Annotated in this window: 11 protein-coding genes and 1 pseudogene; 4 read left to right on the forward strand and 8 right to left on the reverse strand. The window is 69.6% G+C overall.

Annotation, left to right across the window (positions count from 1 at the left end; all coding sequences use genetic code 11):
- Positions 1–145 precede the first annotated feature (145 nt).
- From ACTWQR_RS49890 to ACTWQR_RS49900, 3 genes are all read right to left on the reverse strand, one after another.
- The gene (locus tag ACTWQR_RS49890; RefSeq protein ID WP_443233982.1) at positions 146–508 is read right to left on the reverse strand and encodes a DUF4180 domain-containing protein; all 363 of its coding nucleotides are present in this window, start codon (positions 506–508) and stop codon (positions 146–148) included.
- 62 nt (positions 509–570) lie between these two features.
- The gene (locus tag ACTWQR_RS49895) at positions 571–2,028 is read right to left on the reverse strand and encodes an MFS transporter (RefSeq protein ID WP_443233983.1); all 1,458 of its coding nucleotides are present in this window, start codon (positions 2,026–2,028) and stop codon (positions 571–573) included.
- A gap of 63 nt (positions 2,029–2,091) precedes the next feature.
- On the reverse strand, positions 2,092–2,685 hold the full coding sequence (locus ACTWQR_RS49900) for a TetR/AcrR family transcriptional regulator (RefSeq protein WP_443233984.1): 594 nt from the start codon (positions 2,683–2,685) through the stop codon (positions 2,092–2,094).
- Positions 2,686–2,761: 76 nt separating this feature from the next.
- Here ACTWQR_RS49900 and ACTWQR_RS49905 point away from each other — a divergent pair, with 76 nt between their 5' ends.
- On the forward strand, positions 2,762–3,742 hold the full coding sequence (locus tag ACTWQR_RS49905; protein WP_443233985.1) for a DMT family transporter: 981 nt from the start codon (positions 2,762–2,764) through the stop codon (positions 3,740–3,742).
- Here ACTWQR_RS49905 and ACTWQR_RS49910 read toward each other — a convergent pair.
- Together ACTWQR_RS49910 and ACTWQR_RS49915 are read right to left on the reverse strand one after the other, a co-directional pair.
- Positions 3,720–4,119 (reverse strand): annotated as a pseudogene (locus ACTWQR_RS49910) (LysE/ArgO family amino acid transporter); the annotation flags it as partial. The gene ACTWQR_RS49905 and the pseudogene ACTWQR_RS49910 sit on opposite strands and share 23 nt — an antisense overlap.
- A gap of 19 nt (positions 4,120–4,138) precedes the next feature.
- Positions 4,139–4,672, reverse strand: coding sequence for a hypothetical protein (locus ACTWQR_RS49915; RefSeq protein WP_443233986.1), 534 nt, complete (start codon positions 4,670–4,672; stop codon positions 4,139–4,141).
- A gap of 572 nt (positions 4,673–5,244) precedes the next feature.
- Between ACTWQR_RS49915 and ACTWQR_RS49920 the strand changes: the two genes are divergently transcribed.
- From ACTWQR_RS49920 to ACTWQR_RS49930, 3 genes are all read left to right on the forward strand, one after another.
- Positions 5,245–5,580 (forward strand): DUF485 domain-containing protein, encoded by a 336-nt coding sequence (locus ACTWQR_RS49920; protein WP_443233987.1) that lies wholly within the window; start codon positions 5,245–5,247, stop codon positions 5,578–5,580.
- Positions 5,581–5,597: 17 nt separating this feature from the next.
- A complete protein-coding gene (locus ACTWQR_RS49925) occupies positions 5,598–7,202 on the forward strand; it encodes a solute symporter family protein (RefSeq protein ID WP_443234011.1) in 1,605 nt (534 codons plus the stop codon).
- Between the two features lie 124 nt (positions 7,203–7,326).
- The gene (locus ACTWQR_RS49930; RefSeq protein WP_443233988.1) at positions 7,327–8,577 is read left to right on the forward strand and encodes a DUF4032 domain-containing protein; all 1,251 of its coding nucleotides are present in this window, start codon (positions 7,327–7,329) and stop codon (positions 8,575–8,577) included.
- 9 nt (positions 8,578–8,586) lie between these two features.
- On the opposite strand, the gene ACTWQR_RS49935 is transcribed toward ACTWQR_RS49930, so the two are convergent.
- The 3 genes from ACTWQR_RS49935 to ACTWQR_RS49945 form a co-directional block, all read right to left on the reverse strand.
- Positions 8,587–9,435 (reverse strand): universal stress protein, encoded by an 849-nt coding sequence (locus ACTWQR_RS49935; RefSeq protein ID WP_443233989.1) that lies wholly within the window; start codon positions 9,433–9,435, stop codon positions 8,587–8,589.
- A gap of 127 nt (positions 9,436–9,562) precedes the next feature.
- A complete protein-coding gene (locus ACTWQR_RS49940; RefSeq protein WP_443233990.1) occupies positions 9,563–10,825 on the reverse strand; it encodes an SGNH/GDSL hydrolase family protein in 1,263 nt (420 codons plus the stop codon).
- The gene (locus ACTWQR_RS49945) at positions 10,822–13,212 is read right to left on the reverse strand and encodes a glycosyl hydrolase family 95 catalytic domain-containing protein (protein WP_443233991.1); all 2,391 of its coding nucleotides are present in this window, start codon (positions 13,210–13,212) and stop codon (positions 10,822–10,824) included. The genes ACTWQR_RS49940 and ACTWQR_RS49945 overlap by 4 nt, the downstream gene beginning before the upstream one ends.
- Positions 13,213–13,226 lie beyond the last annotated feature (14 nt).

Genomic DNA, 13,226 nt, shown 5'->3' on the forward strand with positions numbered 1-13,226 from the left:
GGAGAGGTCTCCCGCCCAGCGCGCCTGCGGTCGCTGCACCTCTGGCTGACATGTGGAGCCGACGCTGGGAAACCACGGACGGCGTCAAACCCGCCCGCACTTACGCAGGCGGCGGAGGGACTGAAGGAAGAACCACTTGGCTTGGCTAGCCCCGCAGCCGCTCTCCCAGTTCCCCCATGTCGGCGACGAACCACGCCTGCCGCCCGCGGTTGCATTCGCGGACGAAGTCCCGCAGTGCCGAACTGGCCGCCGTGTGAGGGGAGATGTCGCCGAGCACGACGACCCCGACCCGGTAGTTGGCGAACTTCTGGACGATCTCGCCGGCGACGCGGGTGCGCAGTTGGAAGAACCTCTCGTCGAGCCGCCCGGCGGGGATGACGACCCACTGAGCACCCTGGTGGAAAGCATCGCCGATGAGATCCAAGGCGTCTTGTTCGTCGCCGATGGCCTCGCCCTCGGAGGCGCACATGAAGACGGGCACGTCATGGATCTTCTGAAGGGTGCTCATGCGGGGCGAGGCTAACTCGGGATGCGGACGCGGTCGACGTAATTTCCTGGGCGCCGTGCCCCCTAGACGCTCCCGCTGTAGCGGCGCAGGGCCGGCATCGTCGCGGCCAGCACCAGCATCGTGAGGACGACCAGCAGGCCGCCGCCCACGACCGCCGTGCGTGCACCCAGTGCGGAACCGGCCGTTCCGTGCAGTACGTCGGCGAGTCGCGGGCCGCCCGCGACCACCACCGTGAAGACACCCTGCATACGGCCGCGCATCTCGTCGGTGGCGGCCGACAGCAGGATGGCTCCGCGGAAGACCATGGAGACCATGTCGGCGACTCCGGCGGCGGCGAGGAACGCGACGGCCACCCACAGGTTGGGGCTGAGTCCGAAGCCGGTGATGGCCACGCCCCAGGCGATCACCGCGGCGATGACCATGAGTCCGTGTCGGCGGGCTCGGGAGAACGTGCCGGACATGAGGCCGCCGAGCACCGCTCCGATGGGGATCGCCGCGAACAGCAGTCCGAGCGCGAGGCCTTCGCCGTAGGGCGCGTACGTCTGCGCGGCGAGTTGCGGGAACAGGGCCCGGGGCATGCCGAAGACCATGGCGATGATGTCGGCGAGGAAGGACAGCAACAGCACCTGGTGGAGCGAGATGTAGCGGAAACCGGCCACGATCTGTCGCAGACCGGCTCGGCCGGCTGTCGCCGCGCTGGTCGCCAGGGGCGGCAGCGCGGGGAGCCGGTAGACCGCCCATACCGTGGCGCACAGGGCCAGGGCGTCGATCAGGTAGAGCTCGGCCAGGCCGGTGACGGGGATGAGGGCGCCGGCGAGCAGCGGGCCGGCGACCAGGCCGGTCTGCATGACGGTCGAGCCGAGCGCGTTCGCCGCGGCCAGTTCGTCCTTGGGGACCAGTCGGGCGATGGAGGCTTGGCGGGCCGGGGAGTTGAGGCCGAAGAACGCCTGCTGGAGGGCGAGCAGCACCATCAGCACCGGGACCGAGTCGAGTCCGGTGACGGCCTGGATCCAGAAGAGCAGGGAGGTGACGGCTATGCCGGTGTTGGTGATCAGGAGGAGCTTGCGCCGGTCCACACTGTCGGCGATCGCGCCGCCCCACAGGGCGAAGACCACCAGGGGCAGGAGGCCCGCGAAACTCGCGTAGCCGACCCAGGCCGAGGAGCCTGTGATGTCGTAGATCTGCTTGGGCACGGCGACGGCGGTGAGCTGGCTGCCCACGGCCGTGACGATGGTCGAGGACCAGAGGCGGCGGTACGCGGGGCGGCGCAGTGGGCGGGTGTCCATGGCCCAGCGTCGCCATCCGCCCCTCTTCCGCTCCGGCCCTGCCTCCTCGGGGCCTGACGCTTCCCGCCCTGCCGCCTCGGGACCTGACGCTTCCCGCCCTGCCGCCTCGGGACCTGACGCTTCCCGCCCTGCCGCCTCGGGACCTGACGCTTCCGGGCCTTCGTTCTGCGGGTGCGCGCTGTCGTCGGCACTGCTCTTGCTCGTGTCCACGCCCGTCCTGGATGCTCGATACATCTTTCGGTTCGGGGTTCACTATCGCCGATCCCCGGCTGACCGCCGTCGGGCGGGTGGGCGGACTCAGCTCTTGACCGCCGCCGAGAGAAGAACTCGCGCCTCCTCGCGGGCGTGGTCGAGCGCTCCAGGGAAGATACGCAGGCCGTGGGCAACCAGGGCGCCTTCGTGCAGCAGCATCAGAGTGCGGCCCAGGGAGTCGGCCGTGGCGGGCGCGAGGGGCCGTACGAGGTCGGTGAAGAGCGTGAGCATCCACCCCTTCTGACCGGTGATGATCGCGTACGCCGGGTGCGACGGATCGCCGATCTCCGCATGGGCGTTGACCATGCTGCAGCCCCTGGGGCTGTGAGTCTCCGTCCAGTCGCGGGAAGCGTCGAAAACGGCCAGGAGTTGGTCCTGCGCATTGTGGGACCCGGCGAGGCGGGAGGCGAGGAACGCACGCCAGCGTTCGTCGCGGTCCGCGAGGTATTCGACGACTATCTGCTCTTTGGAGCCGAACCGGTCGTAGAGCGTCTTCTTCGTGACGCCGGCCTCGGCCGCGATGAGGTCGACGCCGACCGCGTGGATGCCGCGCTCATAGAACAGCCGCCCTGCCGCTTCCAGTGCGCGGCGGGCTCCGGGGGTGAGTGCCACTCGGCGGGGCGGGGTCGAGGTCGTCATTCACTCATTGTAAACAGATCTGTATACTCGCCAGGAGTATACAGATCTGTTTACTTGCCTGGAGGTGCGCAGCGTCGTGAACGCCCTGCTCTCGATCGGGTTCGTAGTGGCCTGGAGTTCCGGCTTCATCGGGGCGAAACTCGGGTCCGGGTCGGCCTCGGCGATCACGCTCCTGCTGTGGCGTTTCCTTCCGCTGGCGCTCGTCCTGGGGGTCGTGGCCGTGACGGCGGGGCGGGCGTCATGGCGTGCGCTGACGCCGCGCGACCTCGTCCGCCAGGTGGCCGTCGGGGCGCTCTCGCAGAGCGGGTATCTCCTCACCGTCTACTACGCGATCCAGTTGGGCGTCTCCAGCGGTACGACGGCCCTGATCGACGGCACCCAGCCGTTGGTGGCCGGGGCACTGGTCGGGCCCCTGTTGGGGGCGCCCGTCTCTCGTACCCAGTGGCTCGGTCTGGGGCTGGGCGTGACCGGTGTCGCCATCGTCACCACAGCCGACGCCGGGGCCGGGACAGGTGCTGCCTGGTGGGCGTATCTCGTGCCGTTTCTCGGCATGCTGTGCCTGGTGGCGGCGACGTTTCTGGATCGCCGGGCCCGTGCGGACGTCAGCCCCATGGTGTTGATGACGGTCCATGCCGCCACAAGTGCCCTGGTGTTCACGGTCCTTGCCGTGGGAACCGGGGCGGTGGCGCCGCCGGCCAGCGGCTCCTTCTGGACCGCTGTGGCATGGCTCGTGGTCCTCTCCACTTTCGGCGGGTACGGGCTGTACTGGCTGATCCTGAGGCGGTCGGGGGTGACCAAGGTGAACACGCTCATGCTCCTGATGGCCCCGGTGACAGCCGTGTGGGGTGCGCTGATGTTCGGCGAGCCGTTCGGGCCGCAGACGGCGGCGGGACTGGCGCTCGGCCTGCTGGCCGTCGCCGTCGTCCATCGCGGAGACCGCCACGAGGACGACCGTGACGATCAGCGCGACCACCGCCGTGACGATCACCACGACCACCACCAGACCCAACGGGACCCTCGGGCCACCTCCGGCTTCACGCCCCGGCGATCAACGTGACACCGAGCCCGGTCATCGTCGCGGCGACCAGACCGTCCAGTAGCCGCCACGCCGACGGCCAGGAATCGGCTGGGCAGCCCGCCTCCGAAGCCGAGCGCGGCGAACCAGCGGCGGCCGGCGAGCGCGGCGCCGAGCCGCAGGCCCAGCGGAGCGGCAGCGGGCAGCGGGCAGCGGGCAGCGGGCAGCCGCAACGGAGCCGAGCAGAAGCACGGTGTCCAGGTACCCGTGCGGGTTGAGCCACGTCAGCGCCTGACAGGTGAACACGGCGCGGCGCCGCGAGCACGCTGCCCCGACCTTGCTTTCACCCGCACCACCGAGAGCGGGAAGGCCCGACGAGCGGCGAGGCATCCGTAACCGATCAGGAGGGCGCCACCGACCGGCGACCCCGGCGGCCCCTCAGGAAGCCGACCCGGGCCCCGCTTCCTTCTCCAAGAAGCTGATCACCTGGGCGGTGAGGCTGTCCGCACCGGTGTCGGGGCGGGCGCCGACACCGACGGCCGGCTCGTGCAGGCCGATGTCACCGGACCAGAGGTACCGGTCGGTCCAGTCGTCGTCGACCTTCAGCTGGACCTGGATGTCCACCTGGGACAGCGAGCTGTCCGCGGCAGCGGCGAACAGGACGGCGGTGACCCGGCGCAGCGGGTAGATGTCGAAGCCCTCGATGAACTGCGAGTTGCGCCAGTCGAGAAACGCGCTCTCTCCGTCGGCACCGATACGAATGTCGAGTTGGCCGTCTTCGAGATGAATGCCGAAATGCTCGGTCGTGCGGTTTTCGACGGTTACGCGGAATCTGAAGTAGGTCAGGCCCTCGGCCGCGTCGTCACGCCCGCGTGGTGGCTCCGCCTTCTCCAAGCCATGGACGCGGACACGCAGGCCGGCATGCCCGGCGTCGTACTCCTGCCAGTCCCCGATCACATTCGGCTCGTACACAGTCCACCTCTCGACCTCAGAGAGCTGCTTCCTATCTGTGCGCGCGACGAAGTGTCAAATGAGCAGAATGGGCGTTGGCCAGCGATTTTGCCTGGCTTGATCGCTGATCAAGCCGATGCGCAGCCAGAACACTTCACACGGACGTGGCGGCCCTCGTCACGGCGTGCTGCACATCACGTCCCGCGACGCCGGCCGTCGGCGCCGCGTCCGGCGGCGGAGGCGACGGCCCCCGTGCGTTGAATTTGAGCCATCTCGGAGAAGTCCGCGTGCCGAATACGACTCCTCTCATATTCCTCACATTTCCGCGGTTGATTGTTGAATCGATTGACTGGGACAATCCGTTCGGCCACGCTGACTTACCCCACCGGCGGGGCCACCCGGGTTGGCCGGATGAGGATTTCAGCGGCATTTCGGGCAAGAATCCCGAGATGTGCGATCCGAAACTTGAACCTAGTTCAACAATGCATCTTGAGCTGCACTCTTATTTGATAAGGCACGGTATGCAACGACACTCCAGCCCGCACTACGGTTCGCCGTCGGACCGGACGCCTTCCGGTCCGACGGCCCGGAACATGATCGGTTCCCATCCCGACTTCCGCTCCATACGCGGCGCCCAGCGCACTTTCGGAGTGGTGGCGATGTCGGTCTCGGTGGGTGGGTTCCTGCTGTTCGTGCTGCTGTCGAGTTTCCTGCCCGACGTGCTCAACCAGCCCCTGTTCGGCCATGTGACGCTGGGACTCGCGGGCGGTGTGGGCCAGTTCGTCGTGATGGGACTTACCGCGTGGCGGTACACGGTGCACATGGACCGGCGGATCGATCCGGCCGCCGACCGCCTGCGCGCGGAGATACACCGTGAGGAAGCCCAGCAGGCCCGCGTCCCGCAGCAGAGGCGGTTCGGCGCATGGTGACCGTCCCCGAAGGCCGCATGGTCACTCTCTCCGAAGGGCTCGTCGGCGGGTTCAGTCTTAAGCTGACCTTCATCCTGTTCGTGTCGGTCGTCGTGGTCAGCATGTTCTCCGCTCTCATCACCGCCCCGCAGGGCGACGAGATCAGCGAGTTCTACCTCGGCAACAGGAACATGTCGCCCCTGCGCAACGGGCTGGCGATGTGCGGGGACTATCTGTCCGCCGCCACCCTGCTGGGCAGCACCGGGCTGGTCGCGCTCACGGGGTTCGACGGCCTGCTGTACCTCGTGGGCACCGCCGTCGCCTGGATGATGGTGCTGCTGCTGATCGCCGAACCTCTGCGCAACTCCGGCAAGTTCACCCTCGGCGACACCCTGGCACTGCGTCTGCCGCGCAGCCAGCGCTCCGTCCGCCTGGCCCTCGCCGCCTGCACACTGACCGTCACCGTGCTCTACCTCGTCGCCCAACTCGTCGGCAGCGTCGCCCTGTTGACGCAGTTCTTCGGCGAACCGGACAGCACCACCCGCACCCTGGCCGTCGTGGTCATCGGCACCCTGGTCGTGCTCTACGTGGCGCTCGGCGGTATGCCCGGCGCGACCTTCATCCAGGTCGTCAAGGCCGTCATGCTGATCGTCGGCGTCGCGGTGACCGCCGTGATGGTGCTGAACCGCTACAGCTGGAACGTCGACGACCTCCTCGGCGGCGCCACCAGCGGCAGCGGGATCGGCCAGCGGTTCCTGGAACCCGGGCTGCGCTACGGCGGCAGTACGACCAGCAAGCTGGACTTCTTCAGTCTGCAGATCGCCATCGTGCTGGGCCTGGCCGCGCTCCCCCACGTGATGATGCGGCTGCTGGCCCCGAGCGTCACCCGCGTGCTGCGCCGCTCGGTCCTGTGGGCGATGGGCCTGGTCGCCTTCGTCTGTCTGGGCGCGGGTGTGCTCGGCCTCGGCGCGACGGCGATCGTCGGCCGCGATGCCATCGCGGGCATCGACGCGAAGGGAGACGCGTCGGTGCTGCTGCTCGCCCAGGAACTCGGCGGTGCCGTCCTCACCGCGCTCATCTCCTGCCTCGCGTTCGTGACCCTGATGGCCGTCGCCGCCGGACTCACCCTCGCGGCGGCCTCCTCGCTCGCGCACGACCTGTACGGAGAGGTGATCCGCAAGGGCAAGGCGCGACAGCGCGAGGAGCTGACCGTGGCCCGGCTGGCCGCCGTCGTGATCGGCGTCCTCGGCATGCTGCTCGCGCTCGTCTCCTGGGGGACGAACACGGCGACCTTGGCGTTCCTGGCCTTCGCCATCGCCGCGTCCGCGATTCTGCCGACCATGGTCTACAGCCTGTTCTGGCGCCGCTTCAACGCACGCGGGGCGCTGCTCAGCCTGTACGGCGGTCTCGTCATCTCCGTACTGCTGGTCGTCTGCTCCCCCGTGGTCTCCTCGGGGCCCACCTCGTTCTACCCGGACGCGGACTTCGCCTTCTTCCCGCTGCAGAACCCGGGCATCGTCTCCGTCCCCGCCGGATTCCTGCTGGGCTGGCTGGGCACCGTCCTGACCCGTCGCCCGGAGGACACCCAGACGTACGAGACGTTCAAGGTCCGCGCGGTGCTCGGGGTCGACCAGCCGGTCTGACCGGAAGCGTGGCGCATCTCCCCACCTGCTGACGAAACGGACATCCGTGTTGACGAAAGGGACGTCCAGGTGCGGAGATGCTCCTGCGACATGACGGCCGACCGTGAGGCAGGGCAAGCGAGCGATGGCATTGCAGATCAGCGCCACCAACCCGGAGCATCCCGCGCTCCTGCTCGAACTGCCCTGGGATGTGCCCCTGGAGGAATGGCCGGAGCACTACCTGGTGCCGCTGCCGCGGGGCATCTCGCGGCACGTGGTGCGCTACGCGCGCGCCGGGACGGAGGTCGTGGCGGTCAAGGAGCTCGCCGAGCGCCCGGCCCTGCGGGAGTACGAGCTGCTGCGCAGTCTCGACCGGCTGAACATTCCGGCGGTGGATCCGCTCGCCGTGGTCACCGGCCGCACGCAGGGCGACGCACCGCTGGAGCCGGTGCTCATCACCCGGCATCTCAACGGTTCGCTGCCGTACCGGTCGATGTTCGAGACGACGCTGCGCCCGGCCACCATGCACCGGCTGATGGACGCGCTGGCCGTGCTGCTGGTCCGGCTCCATCTGGCCGGATTCGCCTGGGGCGACTGCTCGCTGTCCAACACGCTGTTCCGGCGTGACGCCGGGGCGTACGCCGCGTACCTGGTGGACGCGGAGACCGGCGAACTGCATCCGCGGCTGAGCGACGGGCAGCGCGAGTACGACGTCGATCTCGCGCGCGTGAACATCAGCGGTGAGCTGCTGGATCTGGAGGCGTCGGGGGCGCTGCACCCGTCCGTGGACCCGATCGAGTTCGGCACCGAGATCTACCGGCGTTACCAGGGGCTCTGGCAGGAACTGACGCGTACGTCCGTGTATCCGGCGGGCAAGCACCACCACATCGACCGCAGGATCCGGCGGCTCAACGAACTAGGGTTCGATGTCGCCGAGATGCAGATCGCGCACTCCTCGAACGGTGACACCGTCACCTTCGTCCCCAAGGTCGTCGACGCGGGCCATCACCAACGGCAGCTGCTGCGGCTGACCGGGCTCGACGCCGAGGAGAACCAGGCGCGCCGGCTCCTCAACGACCTCGAGAGCTGGATGGCCACGCAGGACGACTACGCGCCGGGCGACCCGCTCGCCGCGCGTCCGGAGGTGCTGGCCCACCGCTGGGTGCGCGAGGTGTTCCGGCCCACCGTGCGCGCCATACCGCGGGAGCTGCGCGGCTCCATGGATTCGGCCGAGCTGTACCACGGGCTCCTCGAACACCGCTGGTACCTGTCCGAGCGGGCCCAGCACGACATCGGTCTGGACACGGCCGTCGAGGACTACGTCCAGAACATCCTGCCGAAGGTGCGGGACCCGCTGACGCCGACGACGGACGATCCCGCCGCGCCCTCCGCCTGAGGCGAGCGGTCAGCCCGGCGGGACGACAGCCACCGGGCAGGGCGCGTGATGCATGACCGCGTGGGCCACCGAACCGATGCGGGTCCCCACGGCGGAGCGGTGGGCGCGGCGGCCCACCACCATCAGCTGGGCGCGGGCGGCCACCGAGAGCAGCACCTCGCCCGCGCTGCCGATCTCGACATGCTGGGTCACCGCCACGTCGGGGAACTGTTCCCGCCAGGGCCGGAGCGCTTCCGCGAGTGCCTTCTTCTCGTACGGTTCCAGGCCCCCGGCCTCGTCGAGGAGCTTCATGGAGCCGGGGCTGAAGGTGTAGAGCGTGGGCAGGCTCCACGCCCGTACGGCGCGCAGGGCGGCGCCGCGTGCCGCCGCCGTCTCGAACGCGAACCGCAGGGCGGCGGCGCTGTCGTCCGGGCCGCCCTGCTGTCCCACGATGATCTCGCGGCCGCCCGCCTCGACGTCGGCGCGGTCACCGGCGCGTACGAGGACGACGGGGCGCCCTGATTCAGCGATCACCTGCTGGCCGACGGAACCGAGCAGGAAGCCGACGATCGCTCCGTGCCCGCGGGAGCCGAGCACCAGCATTTCGGCCTCCGCGGCCTCGCTGACCAGCGCCTGGACCGGGCCTCCGTCGAGGGGGTCGGTGGTCACCGGCAGATCGGGGTGCCGGTCGGCGAGGTCCCGCGCGGTCTCCCGCAGCGCTTCCCCCACGCCTGCCGCCTGATCCGCGCCGTCGTCCTGCTCCCAGGCGTGCACCACACGCAGCGTCAGCCCTCGGCGTACCGCTTCCCTGGCCGCCCAGTGCACGGCGGCCAGGGATTCCGCGGAACCGTCCACTCCCACGGTGATCGGGCGGGTCATACGGCGGCCTCCGTCGCTTTCGGCTGATAAGCCCAGGCTACAGAGCCGTTCCACGGGCCCGCGCGGCGGTGTCGTCAGCGGGTCGGACGCGCGAGTTCCGGGCCGCCGCTGAGCAAGCGGCGTCGGTTCACGGCATCAACTCCTCTGTGTGTACGGCACTTTCAGTCGTGTGCGGGCCTCTCGTCCGACAGTCGAGACCGGTGAGGTCGACGGCGTCGGCCATCGCCTGCATCCCCTTGTCGTTGGGATGCACATGGTCGCCGCCGTCGAAGACGGGGAGCATGCGCTCACGGTCGTAAGGGCTGCGGAGGATGCGGTCGAAGTCGGTGACGCCGTCGAACTCCCCGCTGTCCCTGATGAACTGGTTGACGTTCTGGCGTACGGACTCGGCGGCGGCGTCCCACTCGTACCAGCCCTTGAACGGCGCGACGGTGGCGCCGACGACACACTTCCCGGCGGCGTGCACGCGGCTGATGATCTCGCGGTAGCCCGCGATGAGGTCCTGGGCCGTGACGCCGGTGTGGGCCTTGATGTCGTTCACGCCCTCGAAGAGGAACACCGTGCGGACACCCGGCTGGGAGAGGACATCGCGGTCCAGCCGGTTGAGGGCGCTCTGTCCGGCGCCGTCCGCCAGGACCTTGTTGCCGGAGATCCCTTCGTTGGCCACTCCCTTGACCGCCGTGTCCGCCTTCTGCAGTCGACGGGCGAGGTAGTCGGGCCAGCGGCGGTTCAGATCGGTGGTGGACTGCCAGCCGTCCGTGATGGAGTCGCCGAGTGCGACCACGGCACCGGTGGTCGCGGGGGTCCCCACGGAGACGGCGTCCAGGTAGAACCAGGAGCCGATCGGGTCGGTCCAGGCGGAGGCGCTCTCCTCGCCGGTGTGGTCGCCGTCGGCCGCGTACGACGTCTGCATGGCCATCGAGTGACCGGTCGCCGGGCCGGCCGCGTCTGGCGTGTGGAGGCTGACGACGAGGTTGGCCGCGGCGGGCAGCCTGCCGGGCAAGGGGTCGCTGTACGCGGTCGCGCCCGCCGGGACCGTGACGGAGCGTGCGCCCCCGAAGGTCAGCCGCCGGTTGGTGCCGCGGACCAGGGCGGCGCCGTCCTGCTGGATGCCGGAGTAGACGCTGTCGAAGGTCACCGGCCGGTCGCCGAAGGCGTTGGACAGCCGGATGCGCAGGTCGTCCCCCGCGACGCTGGTGCGCACGACCAGTCGGTAGCTCCGGTCGGGGACGGCGTCGCCCAGGCGGTCGGCGCTCGCACTCCAGGTGATCACTTCGTGCCTGTCACCGACACCTGACGCCTGCGCCGCGGCGGGCGTCGCCTGGACGGCCGCCGCGGCGATCAGCAGCAGGGCCGCCAGACGGCCCGCTCCCGCGAACCGGGCCGTCATCGGGCGAAGTCCCGCAACGTGACGGACGCGCCGGGTCTCAGAGTCACCGTCCGGGACGCGCCGCCGTACGCCACCGTCGTCGTCCGGCCGCCGACGCTGCGGATTCGTGCCTCGGTCGGCCTTCCGTCGCGCCAGCGCAGGTCTACGACGAATCCGCCGCGCGCGCCGACTCCCGTGACGGAGCCGGACGTGGCCCATGCGGCCGGGAGGGCCGGGAGCAGTTCCAGGTGGCCCGGGCGGGAGTACAGGAGCATCTCGATCACCGCCGCCGGGGTGCCGAAGTTGGCGTCGATCTGGAAGATGCCGCGGCCCTGCTCCACCTCGTAGATGTCGAAGAGGTTCGGGGCGGTGCCGTTGCCGCCGCCGGTCGACGGGCGGAGGTTGTTGACGATCAGCTGGTAGGCCTTCTCCGCGTCCTTGAGGCGGGCCCAGCACAGGCTGCGCCAGGCGTTCGCCCAGCCGAAGCTCTCCATGCCGCGCGCGGTGAGCAGGGCGGTGGCGCCCTCGACCACGGCTTCGGGGGTGGAGCCGTCGGGGCGGATGCGGTCTCCGGGGAAGAGTCCGACGAGCGGGGACAGGTGGCGGTGAGTGGTCTCACCGAGGTTGTCGGGGGACATCCACTCCTCCAGCCAGCCCGTTGTGGGGCTCACCCGCGGCAGATACAGCCGTTTCTGGAGGGCGGCGATCGTGTTCGCGTATCCGGTGTCCTTCTTCAACTCGGCAGACGCCGCACGGTAGTTGGCGAACAGAGCCCACACCAGTTCCTGCGCGTACGTGATGCCCTTGGCGTCGAGGGGGCCGTGTTCCGGCGACCAGTCACTGTCGGCGATGAGGACCTCTTGCGAGGTGCCGGGGAGGGTCGTGGTGAGCAGCCGCGATTCCCAGAACTCGCAGGCGCCTTTGAGGAGCGGGTAGATCTTCGCCAGATGGGAGCGCGACCGCGTGTACTCGTAGTGCTCCCACAGGCTGTTGCACAGCCAGGCGTTGCCCGCCGGATGCCACCACCAGCCGTTTCCGCCGTGGATGTTGGTGGAGATGGCTACGGTCCAACCGGCGATCTTCCCCGTGGAGTTGCGGTAGCGGTTGCGCGGGTCGTTGAAGAGGGAGCGGGTGAGGGCTGTCCAGGACGGGAGTTGGGCCAGGCAGTAGTCGGTGAGAGCGTCGAAGCACTGGGGCAGGCCTGCCCGGTCGGCCATCCAGTAGTTCATCTGGATGTTGATGTCCGTGTGGTAGTCGCCCATCCAGTCCGGGTCGTTGCCGTCGAGCCACAGTCCCTGGAGGTTGAGCGGGAGACTGCCGCGGGACCCGGAGATCATCAGGTAGCGGCCGAACTGCAGGTAGGCCGCCTCCAGTTCGGGGTCGGGCTCGCCGTCCCGGGCCCGCGCCCTGATCCGGTCCCAGGTGTCCAGCGAGCGCTGCTCGGCGGACGACGTGCCGAGCGAGATCTCCAGTTGGTCGAACAGAGCGCGGTGGTCGGCGACATGGGTGCGCAGCAGGGTGTCCGCCGAGTGGGTCGCGGCGTCGCGGACCTTGGTGCGGGCCAGCCGCTCGGGGTCGAGGGACGGATCACGGTAGCGCGTGGAGGCGTCGGGCGCGTAGTTGGTGCCGCCGCTCACCACCACGGTGAGGTCCTTGCAGCCGTCGAAGTCGATCCGCGGCCCGTTCACGGCGACGCTGCCGCCGGAGCCGTACGCCGTCACTGCCGCGCCGTACCGCAGACCGTTCGGTAAAGCGGCGCCGAAGGACTGGGGGCGCCGGCTGGTCTCACCGTGGGTGCCTTCAAGGGTGATGCCACCGGTGTAACGGCCGCCACCGCTCTGTGTGAAGTGCAGGACGATGACGTCGTCGGGGCGGCTGGCGAAGATCTGCCGCTGGTACGTCACTCCCGAGCGGACGTACGACGTGGTCACCAGGCCCTGCGCCAGGTCGAGGGTGCGCCGGTAGCCGGAGACTGCGGACAGGTCATGGTCAGGGATGTCGACGGTGAGGCGGCCGAGCAGGGTGAACGAGCCGAAGTCCTCGCGCCCATAGGGGAATTGGCCGTCGGCGTCGAGTGTGTCGTTCAGGCCGCCGGTCCACATGGTGGCATCGGTGATCAGGAGGAGTTCGCGGCCGGGGTCGTTGCTCGCGAGGGCGCCCAGGCGTCCGTTGCCGATGGGCAGGCCCTGTTCGATCATCGAACGGTCGTCGGCGGGAGCCCCCCACCACAGCGGCCTGAGCGAACTCGCGTCGGCCATCGGCGAGTTGGCGGGCCGCTGGGGCGCGGCGGTCGCGGTGAAGGCGGGCAGGCCGCCGAGGGCGGTGGCGGCTCCGGCCGCTGCGGCGAGGGAGAGCAGGCCGCGTCTGCTGGGCTGTCTGTGCGGTGGTTCGGGCGCGCGGGTGTCCATGGTGGGGCTCCAGA

This window comes from Streptomyces sp. 2A115 (assembly GCF_052245575.1).
In the GTDB taxonomy this organism is placed as follows: Bacteria; Actinomycetota; Actinomycetes; order Streptomycetales; family Streptomycetaceae; genus Streptomyces.

Excerpts from the sequence above, each read along its gene's own strand:
- ACTWQR_RS49895 (WP_443233983.1), bottom strand. The coding sequence starts at position 2,028 with ATGTATCGAGCATCCAGGACGGGCGTGGACACGAGCAAGAGCAGTGCC.
- ACTWQR_RS49940 (WP_443233990.1), bottom strand. The coding sequence starts at position 10,825 with ATGACGGCCCGGTTCGCGGGAGCGGGCCGTCTGGCGGCCCTGCTGCTG.
- ACTWQR_RS49900 (WP_443233984.1), bottom strand. The coding sequence starts at position 2,685 with ATGACGACCTCGACCCCGCCCCGCCGAGTGGCACTCACCCCCGGAGCC.
- ACTWQR_RS49935 (WP_443233989.1), bottom strand. The coding sequence starts at position 9,435 with ATGACCCGCCCGATCACCGTGGGAGTGGACGGTTCCGCGGAATCCCTG.
- ACTWQR_RS49920 (WP_443233987.1), top strand. The coding sequence starts at position 5,245 with ATGATCGGTTCCCATCCCGACTTCCGCTCCATACGCGGCGCCCAGCGC.
- ACTWQR_RS49890 (WP_443233982.1), bottom strand. The coding sequence starts at position 508 with ATGAGCACCCTTCAGAAGATCCATGACGTGCCCGTCTTCATGTGCGCC.
- ACTWQR_RS49930 (WP_443233988.1), top strand. The coding sequence starts at position 7,327 with ATGGCATTGCAGATCAGCGCCACCAACCCGGAGCATCCCGCGCTCCTG.
- ACTWQR_RS49945 (WP_443233991.1), bottom strand. The coding sequence starts at position 13,212 with ATGGACACCCGCGCGCCCGAACCACCGCACAGACAGCCCAGCAGACGC.
- ACTWQR_RS49925 (WP_443234011.1), top strand. The coding sequence starts at position 5,598 with ATGGTCACTCTCTCCGAAGGGCTCGTCGGCGGGTTCAGTCTTAAGCTG.